The 21,169-nt window shown below is 66.9% G+C and carries 14 protein-coding genes; 4 read left to right on the top strand and 10 right to left on the bottom strand.

The features are described from left to right. The first annotated feature begins 73 nt into the window (after positions 1 to 73). Together CPBF1521_RS16160 and CPBF1521_RS16155 are read left to right on the top strand one after the other, a co-directional pair. Positions 74 to 2,173, top strand: a complete 2,100-nt coding sequence (locus tag CPBF1521_RS16160; RefSeq protein ID WP_115677750.1) for a M13 family metallopeptidase — start codon at positions 74 to 76, stop codon at positions 2,171 to 2,173. Between the two features lie 154 nt (positions 2,174 to 2,327). Further along, a complete protein-coding gene (locus tag CPBF1521_RS16155) occupies positions 2,328 to 3,890 on the top strand; it encodes a phospholipase D family protein (protein WP_115677617.1) in 1,563 nt (520 codons plus the stop codon). Between the two features lie 25 nt (positions 3,891 to 3,915). On the opposite strand, the gene CPBF1521_RS16150 is transcribed toward CPBF1521_RS16155, so the two are convergent. From CPBF1521_RS16150 to CPBF1521_RS16100, 10 genes are all read right to left on the bottom strand, one after another. Beyond that, entirely contained in the window at positions 3,916 to 5,055 is a 1,140-nt protein-coding gene (locus CPBF1521_RS16150) for a protein-glutamate methylesterase/protein-glutamine glutaminase (protein WP_164739168.1), read from the bottom strand. Next, positions 5,052 to 5,858, bottom strand: a complete 807-nt coding sequence (locus CPBF1521_RS16145; protein ID WP_115677616.1) for a CheR family methyltransferase — start codon at positions 5,856 to 5,858, stop codon at positions 5,052 to 5,054. The genes CPBF1521_RS16150 and CPBF1521_RS16145 overlap by 4 nt, the downstream gene beginning before the upstream one ends. A 2-nt stretch (positions 5,859 to 5,860) precedes the next feature. Beyond that, positions 5,861 to 7,144: an EAL domain-containing response regulator gene (locus CPBF1521_RS16140; protein ID WP_104648097.1), complete on the bottom strand. Its 1,284-nt coding sequence runs from the start codon at positions 7,142 to 7,144 to the stop codon at positions 5,861 to 5,863. Positions 7,145 to 7,172: 28 nt separating this feature from the next. After that, positions 7,173 to 7,673 carry a chemotaxis protein CheW gene (locus tag CPBF1521_RS16135; protein ID WP_115677749.1) on the bottom strand — a complete coding sequence of 167 codons (501 nt, stop codon included), beginning with the start codon at positions 7,671 to 7,673 and terminating at the stop codon, positions 7,173 to 7,175. 37 nt (positions 7,674 to 7,710) lie between these two features. After that, on the bottom strand, positions 7,711 to 9,867 hold the full coding sequence (locus CPBF1521_RS16130; protein WP_181901259.1) for a methyl-accepting chemotaxis protein: 2,157 nt from the start codon (positions 9,865 to 9,867) through the stop codon (positions 7,711 to 7,713). Between the two features lie 68 nt (positions 9,868 to 9,935). Next, positions 9,936 to 11,945 carry a chemotaxis protein CheA gene (locus CPBF1521_RS16120; protein WP_115677615.1) on the bottom strand — a complete coding sequence of 670 codons (2,010 nt, stop codon included), beginning with the start codon at positions 11,943 to 11,945 and terminating at the stop codon, positions 9,936 to 9,938. A 16-nt stretch (positions 11,946 to 11,961) separates the two neighbouring features. Then, positions 11,962 to 12,291: an STAS domain-containing protein gene (locus CPBF1521_RS16115; protein WP_104583126.1), complete on the bottom strand. Its 330-nt coding sequence runs from the start codon at positions 12,289 to 12,291 to the stop codon at positions 11,962 to 11,964. 506 nt (positions 12,292 to 12,797) lie between these two features. Then, positions 12,798 to 16,268, bottom strand: a complete 3,471-nt coding sequence (gene mfd, locus CPBF1521_RS16110; protein ID WP_115677614.1) for a transcription-repair coupling factor — start codon at positions 16,266 to 16,268, stop codon at positions 12,798 to 12,800. A gap of 1,021 nt (positions 16,269 to 17,289) precedes the next feature. Further along, positions 17,290 to 17,832 (bottom strand): GNAT family N-acetyltransferase, encoded by a 543-nt coding sequence (locus tag CPBF1521_RS16105; protein ID WP_024939889.1) that lies wholly within the window; start codon positions 17,830 to 17,832, stop codon positions 17,290 to 17,292. Positions 17,833 to 18,024: 192 nt separating this feature from the next. Beyond that, positions 18,025 to 18,933, bottom strand: coding sequence for a 23S rRNA (adenine(2030)-N(6))-methyltransferase RlmJ (locus CPBF1521_RS16100; RefSeq protein ID WP_104582197.1), 909 nt, complete (start codon positions 18,931 to 18,933; stop codon positions 18,025 to 18,027). Between the two features lie 34 nt (positions 18,934 to 18,967). Here CPBF1521_RS16100 and creB point away from each other — a divergent pair, with 34 nt between their 5' ends. Together creB and creC are read left to right on the top strand one after the other, a co-directional pair. Next, the gene (creB, locus tag CPBF1521_RS16095) at positions 18,968 to 19,672 is read left to right on the top strand and encodes a two-component system response regulator CreB (RefSeq protein ID WP_180707893.1); all 705 of its coding nucleotides are present in this window, start codon (positions 18,968 to 18,970) and stop codon (positions 19,670 to 19,672) included. Positions 19,673 to 19,720: 48 nt separating this feature from the next. Then, a complete protein-coding gene (gene creC / locus CPBF1521_RS16090) occupies positions 19,721 to 21,169 on the top strand; it encodes a two-component system sensor histidine kinase CreC (RefSeq protein WP_115677613.1) in 1,449 nt (482 codons plus the stop codon).

Below are 21,169 nucleotides of genomic sequence, written 5' to 3'. Positions count from 1 at the left end.
TTGGTGCGTCTGCGCTGATTGCCTACTTTTTTGACTGCGCATGGCGCGGTCGCATGCCTTGGAGAATGGAAAGATGTTGAGCAAATTTGCGCCACTGTCGCTTGCAGTGGCCATCGCGGTGACGCTCTTGGCGTGTGGCCGCTCCGAGGACACCGCCAGGCCGGCACCGGCTGCACCGCCGGCCGCGCCGACCAGGGTCGATGTGTCCAAGCTCGATGCGCCGATCGTGGCCTTCGGCATCAACGACCTGGATCCGGCCATCAACGCGTGCCAGGACCTCAACGGCTTCGTCAACGCCAAGTGGCTCAAGGCCAACCCGGTGCCGTCGGACCGCACCAGCTGGGGCAGTTTCGAGGTGCTGGCCGAGCGTTCGCTGACCATCCAGCACGCGTTGGTGGAGCAACTGGCGCGCGGCAACCTGTCGGCCGGCTCGGTGGACGCCAAGATCGCCGACCTGTGGCGCACCGGCTCGGACGAAGCGGCGATCGACGCCGCCGGCATCACGCCGCTGCAGCCGCAGCTCAAGGCGATCGATGCGCTGACCGATGCGCCGTCCATCGCCGCGTGGTTGCGCGACAGCTATGCCAAGGGCCAGGGCTTCCTGTTCTCGTTCGGCGCCAATGCCGACTACAAGCATTCCGAACAGATGATCGCCTACGCAGGCCAGGGCGGTCTGGGCTTGCCCGAGAAGGGCTATTACACCGATCCGGCTCAGGCCAGGATCCGTGAGCAGTACGTGGCCTACATCGCGCGCGTGCTGGAGTTGTCCGGCGTTCCCGCCGCGCAGGCGGCCACGCAGGCCAAGGCGGTGATGGCGTTCGAAACCCGCCTGGCCGCCGCCTCGCTGTCGCGCATCGAACTGCGCGACCCGGCCAAGCGCTACAACCCGGTCGATGTGGCCGGTGCCAACGCGGTGACACCGCATTTCGACTGGCAGGCGTTCTTCAGCGCACTCAAGGTGCCGGCAGGGACGTTCTCGCTGAGCCAGCCGGGTTACTTCACCGAACTCGATGCGATGCTGGCCGATACGCCGGTGGAAACCTGGAAGGCCTACCTGCGTTTCCACAGTGTGGACGAGGCGGCACCGTATCTGGCCAAGCCGTTCGAGCAGGCCAACTTCGATTTCTATGCCAAGACCCTGCGTGGCCAGCAGGACATGCTGCCGCGCTGGAAGCGCACCTTGAATGCGGTCAACGAGGCGATGGGCGAGGCACTGGGCCAGCTCTACGTGCAGTCCGCATTCCCGGCCGAGTCCAAGCAGCAGATGCAGCAGCTGGTGCAGAACCTCTCGGTGGCGCTCAAGGCACGGCTGGAACAGCTCGACTGGATGAGCGCGGAAACCAAGCAGCGCGCGCTGGAGAAGTGGGCCAGTTTCACGCCCAAGATCGGCTACCCGGATCAGTGGCGCGACTGGTCGGGCCTGGAGACCCGCGGTGACGGATTCCTGGCCAACATGCAGGCCGCGCAGGCATTCAACTATCGCTACATGCTGGACAAGATCGGCAAGCCGGTCGACAAGCGCGAGTGGCATATGACCCCGCAGACGGTCAATGCGTACTACAACGCCACCCGCAACGAGATCGTGTTCCCGGCGGCAATCCTGCAGCCGCCGTTCTTCGACCCCAAGGCCGACCCGGCATTGAATTACGGCGGGATCGGCGCGGTGATCGGGCACGAGATGATGCATGGCTACGACGACTCGGGCAGCCAGTTCGATGCCAAGGGCAACTTCGATACCTGGTGGACCGATGCGGACCGCAAGCTGTTCACCCAGCGCACCGACCAGCTGGTGGCGCAGTTCGACGGCTATGAGGCGATTCCTGGCGTCAACGTCAAAGGCAAGCTGACCCTGGGCGAGAACATCGGCGATCTCGGTGGCCTGACCGTGGCCTATGACGCGCTGCAGATGGCATTGAAGGAACAGCCCGGCGCCAACAAGGACATCGACGGTTATACGCAGGACCAGCGCTTCTTCATGAACTGGGCCACGGTGTGGCGCCGCAACTTCACCGACGGCGAATTGCGCGTGCGCCTGAACACCGACCCGCATGCGCCGGCCAATTTCCGCGCCAATGGTGCGCCGTCGAACATGCCGGCATTTGCGCAGGCGTTCCAGTGCAAGCCGGGCGATGCGATGGTGCGTGGCGACAAGGATCGCGTTGCGATCTGGTAAGCGGCATCGCATCCGGCGCGGACTGTTGCGACAGTCCGCGCCGGGAAACCCGCTGTTTTTGCGCGTTTGTCGAGCTCGCTTGTGCGCTTGCGTCTGCACATCGACATGCAGGTGCAGCGTCTAGACTGCCGCGCTCTGCAACACGGGGGCGGCAGTGACGAGGCGAAAAATCATCAAATGGGTGGGCATCGGTGTACTGGTGCTCCTGTTGGGCAGCGTGCTGTCGCTGTACGGCTACGGACGCTTTGCCGATCGTCAGCGTGGTGCGGTGAGCCACACGCTGCCTGCCACGGCGATCGCCACGCCGATCGATCAGGTGGTGGCGCCGCTGCAGCAGGCACATGCCGGTCAGACCGGCATGGTGATCCTGCCCGACAATGTCGATGCGTTCGCGGTGCGTGCGCTCACCGCGCGTGCGGCCGGGCGCAGCCTGGATCTGCAGTACTACATCTGGCATGCCGACTTCACCGGCAACCTGCTGCACAACGAGCTGCTGCATGCGGCCGATCGCGGCGTGCGCGTGCGCCTGCTGCTGGACGACATGAACATCCACGGCAGCGATTCGGTGCTGGCGGCGCTGGACAGCCACCCGATGATCGAGATCCGTCTGTTCAATCCCACCCGTGCGCGCGAAGGCACGCTGATGCGCGGGGTGGAGATGGTGCTGCGCATGTTCAGCATCAACCGGCGCATGCACAACAAGGCCTGGATTGCCGATGGCCGGATGGCGGTGGTGGGTGGCCGCAATGTGGGCGATGAATACTTCGATGCGGCGCGCGACACCAATTTCATGGACATGGACGCGGCATTGATGGGGCCGGCCGTGGGCCAGGCCGAGCAAGTCTTCGATGCGTACTGGAACAGCCCCAATGCCCTGCCGCTGGCTGCGCTGGTGACCGCCAAGCCGCAGGCACTGGATGCCTTGCGCGGCAGCCTGGATGCGGGCCTGGAGTCGGCACGCGCGCATCCGTATGTGCAGCGGCTGCGCCAGTCACCCAGCGTGCAGGCGTTAACGCAGGGCCAGCGCCAGGTGCAGTGGCTGGACCAGGCGCGCATCGTTTCCGACCCGCCGGAAAAGGCCGAGGGCGCACCGCCGCAGGCGGACTGGATGACGCCGGTGTTGATCGGCGAGATGGCGCATGCGCAGCGCGAACTGAAGGTGATCTCGCCGTACTTCGTGCCGGGCGAGGACGGCATGCGCTGGATCGGCGCATTGCGTCGGCGCAATGTGCGCGTGAGCGTGTTGACCAACTCACTGGCAGCAAACGATGTGGTTGCCGTGCACAGCGGCTATGCCGATTACCGGGTGCCCCTGCTCATGCAAGGCGTGCGCCTGCACGAGCTCAAGCCGATGGGCAAGCCGGACGGCAGCCTGTTCGGCTCCAGCGGGGCCAGCCTGCACACCAAGGCGTTCGTGGTGGACGACAGCAGCGGCTTCATCGGCTCGTTCAATCTGGATCCGCGCTCGATGAACCTCAATACCGAGATGGGCCTGCTGTTCAACGACCGCGCAGTGGCCGCGCAGCTGGAGCAGGTCTACAACCGCAAGATCGGCGCGCCGGTGAGTTACCGCGTGACCCTGGAGCAGGGCGCGCTGCGCTGGCACGACGATGCGGCGCAACCGCCCGAGGTGTGGTCGCAAGAGCCGGCCGCGAGCGTGTGGCGGCGTGGCGCGGCGGCGGTGATGGGCTGGTTGCCGCTGGAGTCGCAGTTGTAATTGCGCCGTTTGCGCGTGCGGCGCGCTACTGCAGCTGCGTCACGATCTCGCGCGCCATCGCGCCCAGCGGCAGGATGCGGTCGGCGCCGCCGCGTTTGATCGCTTCCTTGGGCATGCCGAACACGATGCTGGTGTGTTCGTCCTGCGCCACCGTGCGCGCGCCGGCCTGGCGCATTTCCAGCAGCCCGGCGGCGCCGTCGTCGCCCATGCCGGTCATGATGATGCCCAGCGCGTTGCTGCCGGCCGCACGCGCGGCCGAGCGGAACAGCACATCCACCGACGGACGGTGCCGGTTGACCGGCGGGCCTTCCATCACTTCGACAAAATATTGCGCGCCACTGCGGCGCAGCAGCAGATGCTTGCCACCGGGCGCGATCAGCGCGCGGCCGGGCATCACCCGGTCGTTGTTGGCGGCCTCTTTCACTGCGATCTGGCACAAGCCATTCAGACGCGCGGCGAAGGCGGCGGTGAATTTCTCCGGCATGTGCTGCACGATCACGATGCCGGGACAGACGCGCGGCAACGCGGTCAGCACTTCTTCAAGCGCCTGGGTGCCGCCGGTGGAGGTGCCGATGGCGACGATGCGCTCGGTGGTCTGCGCCAGCGCGCGCCCGCTTTGCGCCGGCAGGATCACATCGGCGGTGTGCTTGACCTCCGCTTCCAGCGGCGCTGCGGCAACCCGTGCGGCCAGCCGCTTGACGTTGGCGCGTGCGGCGCTGCGCACGGTATTGACCAGTTCGTCGGCCGAGTCGGTGAGGAACTGCTTCAGCCCCAGGCGCGGTTTGGTCACCACGGCCACCGCACCGGCGGCCAGGGCATCCATGGTGACGCGTGCGCCTTTTTCGGTGAGCGTGGAACAGATCACCACCGGGGTGGGGCGTTCGCTCATGATCTTGCGCAGAAAGGTGATGCCGTCCATGCGCGGCATTTCCACATCCAGCACGATCACGTCCGGCCATTGCTTGCGCATCTTCTCGATCGCCAGCAGCGGGTCGGCCGCGGTGGCGATGACCTCGATGTCGGGCGCGTCGTTGAGCACGCCCACCAGCACCTGGCGCACCACCGCCGAGTCGTCGACGACCATGGCCTTGATGGCGTCGGTGCGGGCAATGGGGCTGGCGGCAGGGCGGTTGAAGGCGGTCGACACGGCGGATCCTTGGCTCAGGCCTTGCGGAAGATCGAGGGTGCCACCTGGACCAGATCGATGTCGAGTTCGCTCAGGCTCTCCGAATGACCGATGCAGAAATAGCCGCCCGATTTGAGGTTGGACAGCACACGCAGGATGACCTCGCGCTTGGTCTGGCCATTGAAATAGATCATCACATTGCGCAGGAAGATCGCATCGAAGCTGCCCAGCATCGGCAAGGCCGTATTGAGGTTGGCATGCACGAACTTGACCCGGTCGCGCAGGCGCCGTTCCACCAGCAAGGTGCCGTCGTATTCGCCCTGGCCACGCAGGCAATAGCGCTTGAGATAGGGCTGCGGAATGCCGTCGATGCGCTGCAGGGCGTAATGCCCGGTGCGCGCCTTGGCCAGCACGCGGGTGCTGATGTCGCTGCCGACCACTTCGAACGGCCGTCCCTGCAAGGCGTCGTCCAGCACCATCGCCATGCTGTAGGCCTCTTCGCCGCTGGAGCTGGCCGCGCTCCAGCAGCGGAACGGCAGGCCGCCGCGATGTTCGCCGGCCAGCTTGCGCAGCAGCTCGAAGTGCTTGGGCTCGCGGAAGAAGTAGGTTTCGTTGGTGGTCAGCAGGTCGATCGCGGTCTGGATCTCGGCGCGGTCCTGGCGGCTTTCCAGCAACTGCAGGTACTGCGTGTAGGTGCTGAACTGGTGTTCGCGCAGGCGCTTGCCCAGCCGGCCGCACAACATGGCTTTCTTGCCGGTGGAAATGCTGATGCCCGCCGCTTCGAAGATGAAGCGCTGGAAGCGGCCGAACTCCTGTTCGGTGATGGCGGTGGCTGTGCTCATGGTCAGGCGACATCTGCATCGCTGGGCAGTGCGTTGCCGCACAGGCGTGCGATGCGCACGGCGTGTTCGCGCCACCATTCCGACAGCATCGGCCCGGGCATCGGCGAGCCCATCAGGTAGCCCTGTGCCAGGTCGCAGCCCAGCTCGCGCAGCAGGCGCCAGTCCTCCGGCGTTTCCACCCCTTCGGCCACGGCGGTGAGTTCGAGCCGGTGGGCCAGTTCCAGCGTGGATTCGAGCACGGTGCGCTGACTGCGGCTGCGATGTGCGGCATGCACGAAGCTGCGATCCAATTTGAGTTCGGTGAAGGGAATGCTGGCCAGGCGCTGCAGCGAGGAAAACCCCGTGCCGTAGTCGTCGATCGACAGGCCGAAGCCGTGCAGGCGCAGGCGCGCCAGCATGCTCAAGGCATTGGCCGGCTCCACGATGGCGCTTTCGGTGAGTTCCAGCACCAGATCGGCAGGGCTCAGGCCGTTGTCGCCCAGCTTGCCGCACAGCTGTTCGAGAAAGCCCTGCTCGCCGAGCAGGTTGGGCGACAGGTTCAGCGCCAGGCTCAGCTCCAGGCCTTCCGCGCGCCAGTCCACCAGTTGCGCGACTGCCATGTCGATCACCTGCTGGGTCAGGGCATGGATCAGGCCCTCGCGTTCGGCCAGCGGAATGAAGCGGTCCGGCCCGATCATGTCGCCTTGCGGGCGGCGCCAGCGGGCGAGCGCTTCCACGCCGCGCAGGCGACCGTCCTTGAGATCGAGCTTGGGTTGGTAGGCCACGCGGATTTCGCCGCGGCGCATGGCCCGGTCCAGCCGCGAGGCAGCCGCGCCACCGCTGGACATCAGCGGCGAGATCGCCGCCTGGGCAAACGCGGGCGCGTTCGTGGCCAGTCCCGGTTCGCACTCCAGCACGTTGGCCAGGTCCTGCAGATGCATCGGCTTTTCGATGCCGCCGAGCACGCGCACGCCGGCGCTGCGGCTGAGCTGCATCACCGCATCGATCAGGGCGCCGCCGCGCTGCGAGACCACCACCACCGGCACGCTGTACTTGCCGCGTGCCAGCGCATCCAGCAGCTGCACGCCATCCATGCCCGGCATTTCCAGATCGATCAGCAGCAGCGACGGGGCCACTGCACTGCTCAGCCAAGCCAGCGCGGCGTGGCCGTCGACTGCGCCGTCGACGGCGACGGCACCGAGCTGGCGGCACAGCGCCATCGCGTGTTCGCGCTGGACCACGCTGTCGTCGACGACCAGTACCGGGCCGTCCAGCGCGCAGCTGCAGGAGAGAAGGGTGGGGCGCATGGGAGTCCTTGCGTGCAGGCTGGACATGTCAGGCTGCCAGCTCGGCGACAGGCAGCTGGGCGAGGGCGTCGTTGCCCAGCACCGCATCGGCGTCGAGCAGGATCACGAAGCGCTCGCCGATCCTGGCCATCGCATGGATGCATTCGCGTGCGATGCCGGCGCCAAAACTGGGCGCGTCGGCAATCGCATCGGGCGCGATTTCCAGCACCTCGCTCACCGCATCCACCAACAGGCCGAGCACCTGATGCGTATGGCCATGGGCGATCTCCACGATCACGATGCAGCTGCGCTTGGTGATCGCGCTGGCGTTGCGGCCGAAGCGCTGCTGCAGATCCACCACCGGCACCACCGCGCCGCGCAGGTTGATCACCCCGCGCAGGGCCGGCGGCATCATCGGCACGTCGGTCGGCATGCGGTATTCGATGATTTCCTTGATGCCGAGGATGCCCAGGCCGAACATCTCCGTGCCCAGCACAAAGGTCAGGTATTGCTGCGGCGCCGTCGATGGCGGCGCGACGGCGGTTGGCATGGTGCTGGCTGCGCTGTGCGGTTGCATCGTCGTGTCCTCAGAAGCTGGCGAACTGCGATTCGTCGATCGCATCGGCGGTGGCTGCCACCGCGCTGAACTGGCGCACGTTGCTGCGACGCGGCGGCGCGCTGATTGCGGTGCTGCTGCCATGCGGTGCGATCCGGCGCGGGCCCGGCTTGTTGCTGGGCGATGCCGCCGCGCGCGCGCCATTGCCGAGCCGGAAGAAGCCCATCAACTGCTGCAGTTGTTCGGCCTGCGCGCTCATTTCCTCCGAGGTGGCGGCCAGTTCTTCGGCATTGGCGGCGGCCGACTGCGTGGTCTGGTTCAACTGGCCGACGGCGGTGTTGATCTGGCTGACGCCGGCGGTCTGTTCTTCGGAAGCCGCGGCGATTTCCTGCACCAGGTCGGAGGTGCGGCGGATCGAGGGCACCATCTCGCCGAGCACGCGGCCGGCGCTTTCGGCCAGGTCCACGCTGGAGCCGGCCACCTCGCCGATCTCCTGCGCGGCGATCTGGCTGCGCTCGGCCAGCTTGCGCACTTCCGCCGCCACCACCGCAAAGCCCTTGCCATGTTCGCCGGCACGCGCGGCCTCGATGGCGGCATTGAGCGCCAGCAGGTTGGTCTGGTAGGCGATGTCGTCGATGATGCCGATCTTTTTGGCGATGTCCTTCATCGCCACCACGGTGGCGCGCACGGTGTCGCCGCCATCGGCCGCCTCGCTGGCCGCCTTGGCAGCCATGCTGTCGGTGACGCGCGCGTTCTCGGTGTTCTGCGCGATGGAGGCGGTCATCTGTTCCAGCGAGGCGCTGGTCTCTTCCACCCCGGCCGCCTGTTCGCTGGCGGCCTGCGCCAGCGCCTGTGCGGTGGCGCTGACCTGTTCGGAGGCGCTGGCCAGGTTCTCGGCGTTGCGGTTGACCTCATCGACGATCTCGGTCAGCCGGCTCATGGTGGTGTTGACGTAGCGCTGCATGTCGGCGAAGGCGCCTTCGTAGCGGCCTTCCACGGTATGGGTGAGGTCACCGTCGGCCATCGCGCCCATCACCTGGATCACCTCGGAAATGCTGCGCAGGTTGCCGCGCGCACGCTCCACGGTGTCGTTGATGAAGGCCTTCTTGCCCGGCAGCTGCGCCAGCGGTGCCTCGAAGTTGCCGCGGCCGAATTCGGCCACCACACCCATCGCCAGCTTCTTGACCGCGATATGCGCGCCCACCATCTGGTTGATGCCGGTGGCCATGCTGCGGAAATCGCCGTCGAAACCGCTGCTGTCGATGACCACATCGATATCGCCGGCTTCGTGTTCGGCCGACATGTGGTTGATCTCGCGGATCAGGCCGGTGAGGTTGCCGCGCACCTGTTCCAGGGTCTCGTTGATGAAGCGCTTCTTGCCCGGCAGCAACGGCAGCTGCGCGGTGAAGTTGCCGCGGCCGAACTCGGCCACGCAGGCGATGGCCTGTTTCTTGACCGCGATGTGGCTGGCTACCATTGCATTGATGCCTTCGGCCATGCGGCGGAAATCGCCGGTGAAACGTTGCGTGTCGATGACCACGTCGATATCGCCGGCGTCGTGCTCGGCCGCCATGTGGTTGACCTCGGCGACCATGCCGGTGAGGTTGCCGCGGATCTGCTCGACGATCTCGTTGATGAGGGCCTTCTTGCCCGGCAGGCGTTCCAGCTCGGCGGAGAAGTTGCCGCGGCCGAACTCGGCCACGCAGGCCATGAGCTGCTTCTCGACCGCGATATGGTTGGTGACCAGGCGGTTGATGCCTTCGCCGGTGGTGCGGAAATCGCCATCGAAGCGTGCCACGTCGATGCGCGCGTCGATCTCGCCGGCGTCGTGTTCCTGCCAGACGCGGTTGATCTCCTGGTTGACCTGGGCAATGGTGCCCTGCACCTTGCGCAGCGCACGCAGCACCTCGCAGGCCTGCTCGTCGCGCAGCTGCGGCAGGGCGACGGCGAAGTTGCCACGCGCGAATGCATCCAGCGTGGTGGTGGCAAGCTCCAGCGAGCCGGCCGCGATGCGGATCGCATGGAGCAGCAACGCACCGCTGACGAGTGCGGCCAGGACGCTGGCGGCGAGCAGGGCGCCGTGCGACAGCGTCAGCGCAAAGCCGGCGACCACCACCACGACAGGCAAGGCAAGGGCGAGGGCGGCGGTGAACCACAACTGCGTGGCGATCGGGAGACGGTGTGACATGGCGGCAGCTTCCTGGGGTCAGGGAACAACGAACGAGGCGGTGATGTGGGGAGTGCTTGTGTGGTGACTCAGGCCGCCAGGGCGTCCTGGTTTGGATGCAATTGCTGCAGCAGGCTGGGTACGTCGAGAATCAGCGCGACATCGCCGCTGCCCAGGATGCTCGAACCGCTGATGCCCTTGACCTGTGCGAAGACCCTGGACAACGGCTTGATCACGGTCTGCCATTCGCCCAGCAAGGTGTCCACGACCAGCCCGAAACGCTGCGCGCCCTGGCGGATCACCACGATGCTCTCGCGCGCAGGCGTCCTGCCGCCGAGCGCGAACAGTGCGCGCAGGCGTACATACGGCAGCACGCTGCCACGCAGGTCGATGTAGTCGCTGCTGTAGTCGGGCGTGAATTCCACGCATTCCTCCACCACGTCCAGCGGCACCACGAACACCGATTTACCGACGCCGACCTGGAAGCCGTTGATGATGGCCAGCGTCAGCGGCAACCGCACCGAAATGGTGGTGCCCAGGCCTGCGGTGCTGTCGATCTCCACGGTGCCGCGCAGCGCGGTGATGTTGCGCTTGACCACGTCCATGCCCACGCCGCGGCCGGACAGGTTGGTGACCTTTTCGGCGGTGGAAAACCCCGGCTCGAAGATCATCGCGAATACCTCGCGGTCGCTGAGCTGGCGGCCCGGCTCGATCAGCCCGCGTTCCAGCGCCTTGGCCAGGATGCGGTCGCGATTCAGGCCGCCACCGTCGTCGGTGATCTGGATGACGATGCTGCCGGAATCGTGATAGGCATTCAGGCCCACGGTGCCGCGTGCGGGCTTGCCGCGTGCCACGCGCACCTCCGCCGGTTCGATGCCGTGATCCATGGCGTTGCGCACCAGATGGGTGAGCGGGTCGCCGATCTTTTCCACCACCGACTTGTCCAGTTCGGTGTCTTCGCCGGCCACGACCAGCGCGATGTCCTTGCCGAGTTCGCGCGCCACGTCGTGCACCACGCGCTGGAAGCGGCTGAAAGTGCCGCCGATCTTGACCATGCGCAGTTGCAGGGCGCTTTCGCGCACCTCTTCCACCAGGCCGGCCAGGATCGAGGCCGATTCCAGCAACTGTGCATCGCCGGTGCGCTGCGCGTTGGCATTGGTGCCGGCCACCGCGATGATGAGTTCGCCGACCAGGTCGATCATGCGATCGAGCTTGTCGGCGTCCACGCGGATCGAGCGCGCGTCGGCGTTGCGTGCGCCGGTGTCCTGCTGCGGACGTGCCGACGCTGTGGCCGGCACGGCCGCCAGCACGCCGCTAACCGGCGCGGCCGCAGCCACGACCGGCTCGTCTGCAAGCACGGTGCTGGCGTCCATCGGTGCCGGTACCGAGATGATCTCCAGGTCGCAGTCCTCGCGTACGAACTCGAACACGTCCTCGATCGCGGCACGGTCGGCATCGCTGCGCAGCAGGATCCGGAAGCCCAGGTAATTGGCTTCCGGATCCAGCGCTTCGAAGCTCGGCAGCCCGCTGACATCGGTATTGATCGACTCGACCGAGCCCAGCCCGCGCAAGTTGCGAATCAGCTTGAGCGGCGAGTTGCCGTAGCGCAGCGCATCGGCGAACAATTTCAGCGTGATGCGCCAGTAACCGCTCTGTTTCTCCGGGGTGTTGTGCTGGACGGCCGTGGCAGTGACACCGCAGGCGCTGACCTGCAGGTAGGTCTGCAGTTGCGCCAGCAGGGGCTCGGCCTCTGCAGTCAGGGCGTCGGCATCGGCGTGTGCCGGATCGGCTGCGGTTTCCACCAGGGCGTGGATGTGGTCGCAGCACACCAGCAGCAGCGCGATCAGTTCCGAGCTCAGCGTCAGTGCATCGTCGCGCACCAGGTCCAGCACGCTTTCCACGACGTGGGTGAAACCGACCAGCTGCGGCAGATCGAACAATCCACCCGAGCCCTTGATGGTGTGCGCCGCACGGAAGATCGCATTGACCGCATCCGGCGAGGATTCGCCACGCTCGGCTTCGAGCAGGTGACGTTCCATGTCTTCGAGCAGGTCCCGGCTTTCGGCCAGGAAGGTCTGCATCAGCTGGTTCATGTCCATGCGTGTCGCCGGTCCCTTAGTGAATGCGTTCGCCGAGACCCGCAACCGCATGCGGGTACAGCGCTTCGAGCAGGCCGAGCAGTTCGATCACATCGACCACCGCGCGGCTGGAATCGGTCAGCGAGAACGGCCGGCCGTCGGCCTGGATCGCCTGCTTGGTCGCCAGCAGCAACTGCAGGCCGGTGGTGTCGATCTCGCTGACCGCCCCCAGGTCCAGATGCAGCCCGCCCGGATGCAGCAAGGCCGGCTGCAGCAGCGGCTTGAGTTCGGCAGCGCGACGGATGGTCATCTCGCCTTCCAGGGCAAGCGTCAGCGGCGCGGGTAGATCGGACAGTGGCGTGTTCATTGATGCCTCAAGCGATGCGATGGCGCACGGTTGCGTGCCATGACGCGGAAGAAGGTCGCTCCGGCGTGGGCTTGCGTGGGCAGTGCTGCACACGGAGATCACGCCGGTCCATGCAGGTATCGGCGCGTGACAGGAATATTTAGGCCAAATTCAGTGCAGTGACGAATTTGAGAAGGCCATCACTGCCTGGGCATTAATTGCTCAGCTTTGTCGCAAGCAGGCTCAGGACACCAATGTCCTGGACAGTCCCGCAAGACAGATAGCCGCGTTCCCGTCGGCTTCTTGAGTGCCTGCGGCGTGAGGCGGTGCAAGGCGGCTGCAGCAACGACGCACCAGACAGGTCGCCTGCCTCCTGCACCGGCAGCGCAAGGGGCATGGGCTTTAGCGGAGGTGCCGCATTGGATCGGCGGCACTGTGCGCAGTGCCTGCAACGCGGTCGGCGCGTCCTGGCGTCTTCCAGGCCGGGCGCGGCGCCCATGGCAGGCGCAGCCGACCGCAGCGCGGTCTCATCTTGGCGCCAGCATCGTCAGCAGGCCGCGCGCGGCGTTGAAGCGGTCCGCGCCTTCCGGCAGCGGCAGCTTGATGCGCAGCTTGTCCGGGCCGTCCATCGTGTAGATCTTCGGCTGCTTCTGGATCATCTGGATCACCGCCATCGGGTCGATCGCCGGTTTTGCCTCGAAGACCAGCCGGCCACCGTGTTCGCCCAGGTCCAGCTTGCGCACGCCCAGCGCATTGGCCTGCAGCTTGAGTTCGGCAATGGCGAACAGGTGCTTGACCGGGTCCGGCAGCAGGCCGAAGCGGTCGATCATCTCCACCTGCAATTCGCGCAATGCATCGGCATCGCGTGCGCTGGAGATGCGCTTGTACAGCGTCAGCCGCGTATGCACGTCCGGCAGGTAATCCTCGGGAATCAGCGAGGCCACATGCAGCTCCACTTCGGCGCCGCGGACTTCCTCGCCGGCATCCAGATCCGGCAGCTTGCCCTGGCGGATGCTGCGTACCGCGCGTTCCAGCAGCTCGGTGTACAGGCTGAAGCCGACCTCGGCCATCTGCCCGCTCTGGTCCTCGCCCAGCAGCTCGCCGGCGCCGCGGATTTCCAGATCGTGCGTGGCCAGGGTGAAGCCGGCGCCGAGCTCGTCCATGGAGGCGATCGCTTCCAGGCGTTTGGCCGCGTCGGAGGTCATCGAACGTCGATCCGGCACCACCAGGTACGCGTAGGCGCGGTGATGCGAGCGGCCGACGCGGCCGCGCAGCTGGTGCAGCTGGGCCAGGCCGAAGCGGTCGGCGCGGTTGATGATGATGGTGTTGGCGTTGGGAATGTCGATGCCCGACTCGATGATCGTGGTCGACAGCAACACGTTGAAGCGCTGCTTCTGGAAATCCAGCATCACCCGCTCCAGCTCGCGCTCGGGCATCTGCCCGTGGGCGATGCCGATGCGCGCTTCCGGCACCAGCTCGGACAGCTCGCGCTGCATGCGCACGATGCTTTCCACATCGTTGTGCAGGAAGTACAGCTGCCCGCCGCGACTGAGCTCGCGCTGGAAGGCCTCGCGCAGCAGCGCGTTGTCCCAGGCAGTGATGAAGGTCTGCACCGCCAGCCGGTTCGGTGGCGGGGTGGCGATGATCGACAGGTCGCGCAGCCCGGCCATGGCCATGTTGAGCGTGCGCGGGATGGGGGTTGCGGTGAGCGTGAGCAGATGCACGTTGGCGCGCATCGCCTTGAGTGCTTCTTTTTGCCGCACGCCGAAGCGCTGCTCTTCGTCGACCACGACCAGGCCCAGGTCCTTGAACTTGACGTCCGGCTGCAGCAGCCGGTGCGTGCCGATGATCACGTCGATCTCGCCGCTGGCCACCTTCTCCAGCTCGGCCTTGATTTCCTTGGTGCTCTTGAAGCGCGACAGCACTTCCACCTTCATCGGGTAGTCGGCGAAGCGGTCGCGGAAATTGCGGTAATGCTGCTCGGCCAGCAGCGTTGTCGGCACCAGCACGGCAACCTGCTTGCCGGCGCTGGCGGCGGCAAAGGCGGCGCGCACCGCGACCTCGGTCTTGCCGAAGCCGACATCGCCGCAGACCACGCGGTCCATCGGCTGGCTGCTGCCCAGGTCGCGCAGGGTCGCATCGATGGCCGCCAGCTGGTCGCCGGTTTCCTCGAACGGAAAGCCGGCCGCGAACGGCTCGTACATCGCCCGGTCTACCTGCAAGGCCAGCCCGGCGCGTGCGCGCCGGCGCGCCTGGATCTCCAGCAATTCGGCCGCCACGTCGCGGACCTTTTCGGCCGCCTTGCGCTTGGCCTTGGTCCACTGCTCGCCGCCCAGCGAATGCAGCGGCGCGGTCTCGGCCGAGGCGCCGGAATAGCGGCTGATCAGATGCAGCTGCGCCACCGGCACGTACAGGCGGTCGCCCTTGGCGTATTCGATTTCCAGGAACTCGCCGGGCATGCCACCGGCATCGAGCACGATCAGCCCGCGGTAGCGGCCCACACCGTGGTCTTCGTGCACGATCGGCGCGCCTTCGGACAGCTCGCCCAGGTCGCGGATGATCGCTTCCGGTTCGCGCCCGACCCGGCGGCTGCGCCGCGGCTGGTTGGCGCGCTCGGGAAACAGCTGGCGCTCGGTCAGGACCGCAATCTGCGGGGTGTCCAGCGCAAAGCCGTCTTCCAGCGGCGCCACGGTGATACCGAAGCGCAGCTTGGTGGCAGCCAGGAAGGCGGGCAGGTCGGCAACGACCTCCGGCTTCAGCTGCGCGGCGGCCAGCACTTCCATCAAGGCTTCGCGCCGGCCGGCGGTATCGGCGGCCACCAGCACGCGGCCGGGATAATGGCCCAGGAACGAGGACAGCGCCTGGCCGGCCGGCGCGTCCTTTGCCGCCACCGGCAGCGGCGGCAAGGGCTGGTCGCCCAGCGCGGCGGCCTCGTCGATGCGCGGATGATCGCTGGCCCAGACTTCGATGCGCGCCAGCTTGTTGAGCCGCTCGCGCAAGGCGTCCGGCGATTGATACAGCTCGTCCGGCGTCAGCAGCGGGCGTTCCACGTCGTGGCGGCGCTGTTCGTAGCGGTCCTGTGCCTGCGCCCAGAACGTATCGGCCGCATTGGAGACACCGGTGGCGACCAGCGGCAACACGCGCTTGTCCAGATAATCGAACAAGGTGGCGGTCTTGCTGAAGAACATCGGCAGGTAGTACTCGACGCCCGACGGCGCCAGACCCGATTTCAGGTCGTGGTACAGCGCGCTGCGCCGGGTGTCCACGTCGAAGCGCTCGCGCAGGCAGGCCAGCACGCGCTCCACGCTGGCATCGTCCATCGGCACTTCGCGGCCGGGCAGCAGCTTGACGGCCTCGACCTTGTCCAGCGAGCGCTGCGATTCCGGGTCGAAGGCACGGATGGAGTCGATATCCTCGTCCAGCAACTCGATCCGCAACGGCGTGGCTTCGCCCATCGGAAATACGTCGAGCAGGCCGCCGCGCACCGCGAAATCGCCCGGGTCCATCACCTGCGGCACATTGCGGTAGCCGGCGCTTTCCAGCCGGCGTTTTTCCGCATCCAGATCCAGCCGCTGGCCGACCTTCAGATCGAAACTGCCGCCGACGATATAGCTCAGCGGTGCCAGCTGCTGCATCAGCGTCTGCACCGGCACGATCACCACCCCACGGGTCAGCGCGGGCAGCCGATGCAGCGCCGCCAGGCGCTGGCTGATGATTTCCGGATGCGGGCTGAACTGGTCGTAGGGCAGGGTCTCCCAATCGGGAAACGGCACCACCGGCAACGTGGCGTGCTCGCCGAGCAAGGCGTGCAGATCCGCCTCGATCTGATGCGCGCTCTGGTTGTCGCGTGCGATCACCAGCAGCGGGCCGGCATGCGCCTCGGCGGCGCGTGCGATCGACCAGGCCAGCGCAGTCGGCGAAGACGGAGCGCGCCAATAGGCGCGGAGCTGGCCGGACTTGGGCAGCGGCGGAGAGGGGAAGGTGGTTGGCGACGGCATCAGCCGGCAATTTTATCAGAGCACCCACCACGCCCGGTCCATCCGGCGTGAAAGCCGGCCTCGGCCCGCCTGCGCAGAAGCGCGCTGCACGGTCCTGCCTTAGCTATCGACTTGCTCGTACCGGGCACCGCCTGGGCCAGCACGCCGGTGGACCAGTTGCAGTCGTAAGCGCAGTCAAAAGCCCAATCAAAAACCCAGTCAAAAGCCCAGTCAAAAGCCCAGTCGGTCGAGGGTGCGGTGCCCTCACCGCTTGCGGGACACGCCGTGAACCCATCCCTGGGGGCTCGGTGGCGGCATCCATGCCGCCACACGGTCCCGCAATCGGTGAGGGCACCGCACCAGACAGTTGGTCGGTTGTTTGAAAAGCTGGTCCGCTGCCCTGGCTTTCTTGCGGAACGAGCGGACACGTCCTTGCCCGAGCAGGGCACCGTGCCTGCTCGCACTGTGCCGACCGACCATCCCGACAGGTCCTTGCCCGCTCACCGTCGCGGGACCTTACGCGGCATGGATGCCGCGTAAGAGCCTACAAGGACGTACTTGCGGCGTGTCCTGCGATGGTGGGCGGGCAAGGGCCCTGCAGCCAAGTGACAGATCAACAATCAAAGCCGGGTGAGTCGAGGGTGCGGCGTCCTCACCGCTCGCGGGACACGCCGTGAATCCGTCCATGGAGGCTCGGTGGCGGCATCCATGCCGCCACACGGTCCCGCAACCGGCGAGGGCATTGGCTGGTTGGTTGCTTAAAAGGCGTATCCGTTGATCGGTCAGCGTTAGGGGACGCTTCCTTGTCGGAACAGCAGACCACGGTGCCTGCTCTTACCAAACACACCGGCCATCTCGACAGGTCCTTGCCCGCTCACCGTCGCGGGACCTTACGCGGCATGGATGCCGCGTAAGAGCCTACAAGGACGTACTTGCGGCGTGTCCTGCGATGGTGGGCGGGCAAGGGCCCTGCAGCCAAGTCGCAGACCAACCGCCCAAGCCGCTTCACGAATCCCAATCCCCAATCCCGAATCCCAGCCCCTCAGGCATCCAGCTCCAGCACCATGCGCACCAACTCCGGCGAATCCGGATGCGGCTGCGGCTTGAAGCCCAGCGACTCGGCCAGTTGCAGCATCGGCACATTGCTTTGCAGCACGTCGCCGAACAGGCAATCCAGGTATTTGCGCCGCGCCCACTTGACCAGCTTGCGCATCAGCTGCCGTCCCAGTCCCTGGCCGGCGACGAAGCTGCTGACCAGAATGGTGTACTCGGCCTGGCGGGTGCCCGGCACCAGCGCTGCACGCGCCACCGCGCCCACCAGGGCTTCACCCGGCGGCAGCTGCTCGGCGGCCACCAGCACGATTTCGCTCTTGGGATTGGGATGGGTCAGGCGCTGCACCATCTCCGGGGTGATTTCGGCAGAGGAACGCACGAACCGCGCGCGGATTTCCTCCGGTCCCAACAGGCTGAAAGCGCCCTGCAGCGGCGGGCCGTCCTCTGGACGGATCGGGCGGAGCAGAAGCGTGCGGCCATTGGGCAGACTGAAGTTTTCATGCCAGGGAGGCATGCGATTGCGAATGGCCATGACCGGTGTTCCTTAAAGATCGGAAGATTCTGGCACCCGCCCAGCGCACAACCGTGAATGAATCCGGTGCGCCGCTGGGGGCCGTCAGGGGGTGGCAGTGCTTCCCTCATCACTGTACCGAGCGATACCGTGATCCAGTCGTGAGTATGCGGCCGCGTTTGCCAGCGCGAGGAGGCGTCTGGCGCCGGCGAATCAGGCGTCCTGGCGCAGCCACTCCAGCCGGGTCGAAGCACCGGCCTCGCCGAGATGCTGCTTCAGCACCGGCAGCGCGGGCGCCAGCATCTGGTCGAACTGCCACGGCGCATTGACGATCAACAGCCCGCTGCCGGTCAGGCGCAGCGGCGAGTCGTCCGGGCGCACCTGCAGCTCGGCCACCAGCACCGACTTGGCCGGCAGCGTGGCAGCCTTGCGCATGAAGGGCTGCAGGCTGCGGCGGAGCTTGATCGGGTACCACACCATGCAGATCGCCTGCGGCCAGCGCGCCAGGGTCTCGCGCACGCTGTGGATGACCTGCGGGTACTCGGCATCCTGCGATTCGTACGGCGGGTCGATCAGCACCAGCCCGCGGCCGATCCTGGTCTCGCCCGCGCGTGGCGGCACGAAGGCACGAATCGCCTCGTAGCCATCGCCGGCATGCACGCGTACGCGGCTGTCCTTGGCGAACAGGCGCTTGAGCGCCTCGGCCTCTTCCGGCTGCAATTCGCAGAACGCCATGCGGTCCTGCTCGCGCAGTGCCTGCGCCGCCAGCAGCGGCGAACCGGGATAGTGGTTGATCTGGATGCCGGCGGTGGCGCGCGCCGGCTTCTGGCCGGGCGTGGCCGGGCGGGCGATGGTCTGGTTGTCGGCCTGAACCGCGCGCAGATAGCGTTCCACCACCTCGGGCAGGGTCGACTCGGCCATCAGCCGCATCACCCCGGCATCGGCCTCGTTGGTCTTGCGGCTCTCTTCGCCGCCGAGCTGGTAGCGCCCGCGTCCGGCGTGGGTATCGAGCACGAAGAACGGGGTGTCCTTGCGCTTGAGGGTGTCGATCAGCGCCAGCAAGGCGATGTGCTTGAGCACGTCGGCATGGTTGCCGGCATGGAAGGCGTGGCGATAGTTCATCGCGGCAGTGTACGGGCCGCGCCAGCATGCGGCTATGCTGCGCGCCATGTCCGAGTCCCCCGCCCGCGTGCTCGTCGTCGAAGACGAAGCCGCCATTGCCGATACCGTGCTGTACGCGCTGCGCAGCGAAGGCTATGCGCCCGAGCATTGCCTGCTGGGCCGCGACGCGTTGGCGCGGCTGCGTGCCGACCCGGCCGATGTGGTGGTGCTGGACGTGGGCCTGCCGGACATCAACGGCTTCGAGGTGTGCCGCACGCTGCGCGGTTTCAGCGATGTGCCGGTGATCTTCCTGACCGCGCGCAATGACGAGATCGACCGCGTGCTCGGCCTGGAACTGGGCGCCGACGACTACATGGCCAAGCCGTTCTCCCCGCGCGAGCTGGTGGCGCGGGTGCGCGCACGGCTGCGTCGTCGCAACCAGGCCGCCGTGGTGGAGCCGGGCTGGCAGCCGCATGGCGCGTTTGCGATCGATCGGGAGGGCAGCCGCATCCGCTACGGCGATGCGCTGCTGCCGCTGACCCGCTACGAGTACGCGCTGCTGTCGGCGCTGTTGCAGCGCCCCGGTGCGATCCTGAGCCGCGCGCAGCTGATGGACCGCGGCTGGGACGCCAGCGCCGACAGCGCAGACCGCACCGTGGACACTCATATCAAGACGCTGCGCGGCAAGCTGCGCCAGGCCGGCGTGCCGGCCGACCCGATCCGCACCCATCGTGGCCTCGGCTACGCGCTGGAGCTGTAGTCATGGGCGAGCGCAGGCGTGGCGTTGTTCTCCGGGCCGGGGCCTGAGATGCGGCTCGGTCTCAAGTTGTTCCTGGGCTTCTTCCTGATCGTCGGGCTGGCCGCGTTCTTCGTGATGCGGGTGTTCGTCAACGAGGTCAAGCCGGGCGTGCGCCAGGCGATGGAATCCACGCTGGTGGACGCGGCAAACGTACTGGCGGAAATGGCCAGCGGCGAGCTGGCTGCCGGCACCATCGCCAGCGGCAGCTTTGCGCGCAACGTGGCGCAGGCGCAGCGGCGCGACCCCAAGGCCTGGGTGTGGCGGTTCCGCAAGAACGATGTGGCCTACCGCGTCACCGTCACCGACGCGCGTGGCGTGGTGGTGTTCGACTCGCTGGGCCGCGATGTAGGCCGCGACAACTCGCGCTGGAACGATGTCTATCGCACCTTGCGCGGCGAATACGGCGCGCGTTCCAGCCCCGAGGTCGATGGCGACCCGACCGCCACGGTGATGCATGTGGCCGCACCGATCTACGCGCCGAATGACCCAGCCAAGTTGATCGGCGTGCTGACGCTGGCGCAGCCCAATCGCAGCATCGACCCGTTCATCGAGGCCAGCCAGCGCAACATCCTGCAGCGCGGTGCCTGGCTGATCGGCATTTCCGCGCTGATCGGCATCTGGATGACCTGGTGGCTGATGCGCGGCATCGGCCGGCTCAATCGCTACGCACAGGCGGTGAGCGCCGGCGTGCCGGTGCCGCCGCCCGAGCCGCGCGGCGATGAAATCGGCGACCTGGGCCAGGCGCTGGAAAGCATGCGGCGCAAGCTGGAAGGCAAGGCCTACGTCGAGCAGTACGTGCAGTCGCTGACGCACGAGATGAAGAGCCCGCTGGCGGCAATCCGGGGTGCGTCCGAACTGTTGAGCGAGCCACTGCCGGAAGCCGATCGCCAGCACTTTGTCGCCAGCATCCGCGCGCAGGAGCTGCGCCTGACCGAAACCATCGACAAGCTGCTCGCACTGGCCGAGGTGGAACAGCACGGCTGGTTGCAGACGCGCGAGCGCGTCGCGGTGGCCGGCCTGCTGCAGGCGGCAATGGACGCCGTGTTGCCGCGCGCGGCAGCGGCCGGCGTGCGGCTGGACAGCGATGCCGGCTCCGACACGGCGCGCGGGCAGTACGTGCTCGGCGATGGATTCCTGCTGCGCCAGGCGCTGATCAACCTGCTGGAAAACGCCATCGCGTTCTCACCGCAGGGCAGCACCATCCAGTTGCGTGCACAGGTGCTGAAGGGGCAGGTGCAGCTGGTGGTGCAGGACCGTGGCAGCGGCGTGCCGGACTACGCACTGGAACGGGTGTTCGAGCGGTTCTATTCGCTGGCCCGCCCGCAGACCGGACAACGCAGCTCCGGCCTCGGCCTGCCGTTCGTGCGCGAAGTCGCGCGCCTGCACGGCGGCGAGGCGACACTGGACAATCGGGACGGTGGCGGTGCGATCGCGACCCTGCGCCTGCCCATCGGCTAG

Origin of the sequence: Xanthomonas euroxanthea (genome assembly GCF_900476395.1) — a bacterium.
GTDB classification, from domain to species: domain Bacteria; phylum Pseudomonadota; class Gammaproteobacteria; order Xanthomonadales; family Xanthomonadaceae; genus Xanthomonas; species Xanthomonas euroxanthea.
The sequence above is the reverse complement of the archived record's forward strand: the minus strand, read 5'-3'. Positions and strand labels throughout refer to the sequence as shown.

What these genes read in the sequence shown, in the direction of transcription:
- creB (WP_180707893.1), top strand. Translation starts at nt 18,968, where the DNA reads ATGCTGCGCGCCATGTCCGAGTCCCCCGCCCGCGTGCTCGTCGTCGAA.
- CPBF1521_RS16140 (WP_104648097.1), bottom strand. Translation starts at nt 7,144, where the DNA reads ATGCGCCCCACCCTTCTCTCCTGCAGCTGCGCGCTGGACGGCCCGGTA.
- CPBF1521_RS16135 (WP_115677749.1), bottom strand. Translation starts at nt 7,673, where the DNA reads ATGCCAACCGCCGTCGCGCCGCCATCGACGGCGCCGCAGCAATACCTG.
- CPBF1521_RS16130 (WP_181901259.1), bottom strand. Translation starts at nt 9,867, where the DNA reads ATGTCACACCGTCTCCCGATCGCCACGCAGTTGTGGTTCACCGCCGCC.
- CPBF1521_RS16115 (WP_104583126.1), bottom strand. Translation starts at nt 12,291, where the DNA reads ATGAACACGCCACTGTCCGATCTACCCGCGCCGCTGACGCTTGCCCTG.
- creC (WP_115677613.1), top strand. Translation starts at nt 19,721, where the DNA reads ATGCGGCTCGGTCTCAAGTTGTTCCTGGGCTTCTTCCTGATCGTCGGG.
- CPBF1521_RS16105 (WP_024939889.1), bottom strand. Translation starts at nt 17,832, where the DNA reads ATGGCCATTCGCAATCGCATGCCTCCCTGGCATGAAAACTTCAGTCTG.
- CPBF1521_RS16160 (WP_115677750.1), top strand. Translation starts at nt 74, where the DNA reads ATGTTGAGCAAATTTGCGCCACTGTCGCTTGCAGTGGCCATCGCGGTG.
- CPBF1521_RS16100 (WP_104582197.1), bottom strand. Translation starts at nt 18,933, where the DNA reads ATGAACTATCGCCACGCCTTCCATGCCGGCAACCATGCCGACGTGCTC.
- CPBF1521_RS16120 (WP_115677615.1), bottom strand. Translation starts at nt 11,945, where the DNA reads ATGGACATGAACCAGCTGATGCAGACCTTCCTGGCCGAAAGCCGGGAC.
- mfd (WP_115677614.1), bottom strand. Translation starts at nt 16,268, where the DNA reads ATGCCGTCGCCAACCACCTTCCCCTCTCCGCCGCTGCCCAAGTCCGGC.
- CPBF1521_RS16145 (WP_115677616.1), bottom strand. Translation starts at nt 5,858, where the DNA reads ATGAGCACAGCCACCGCCATCACCGAACAGGAGTTCGGCCGCTTCCAG.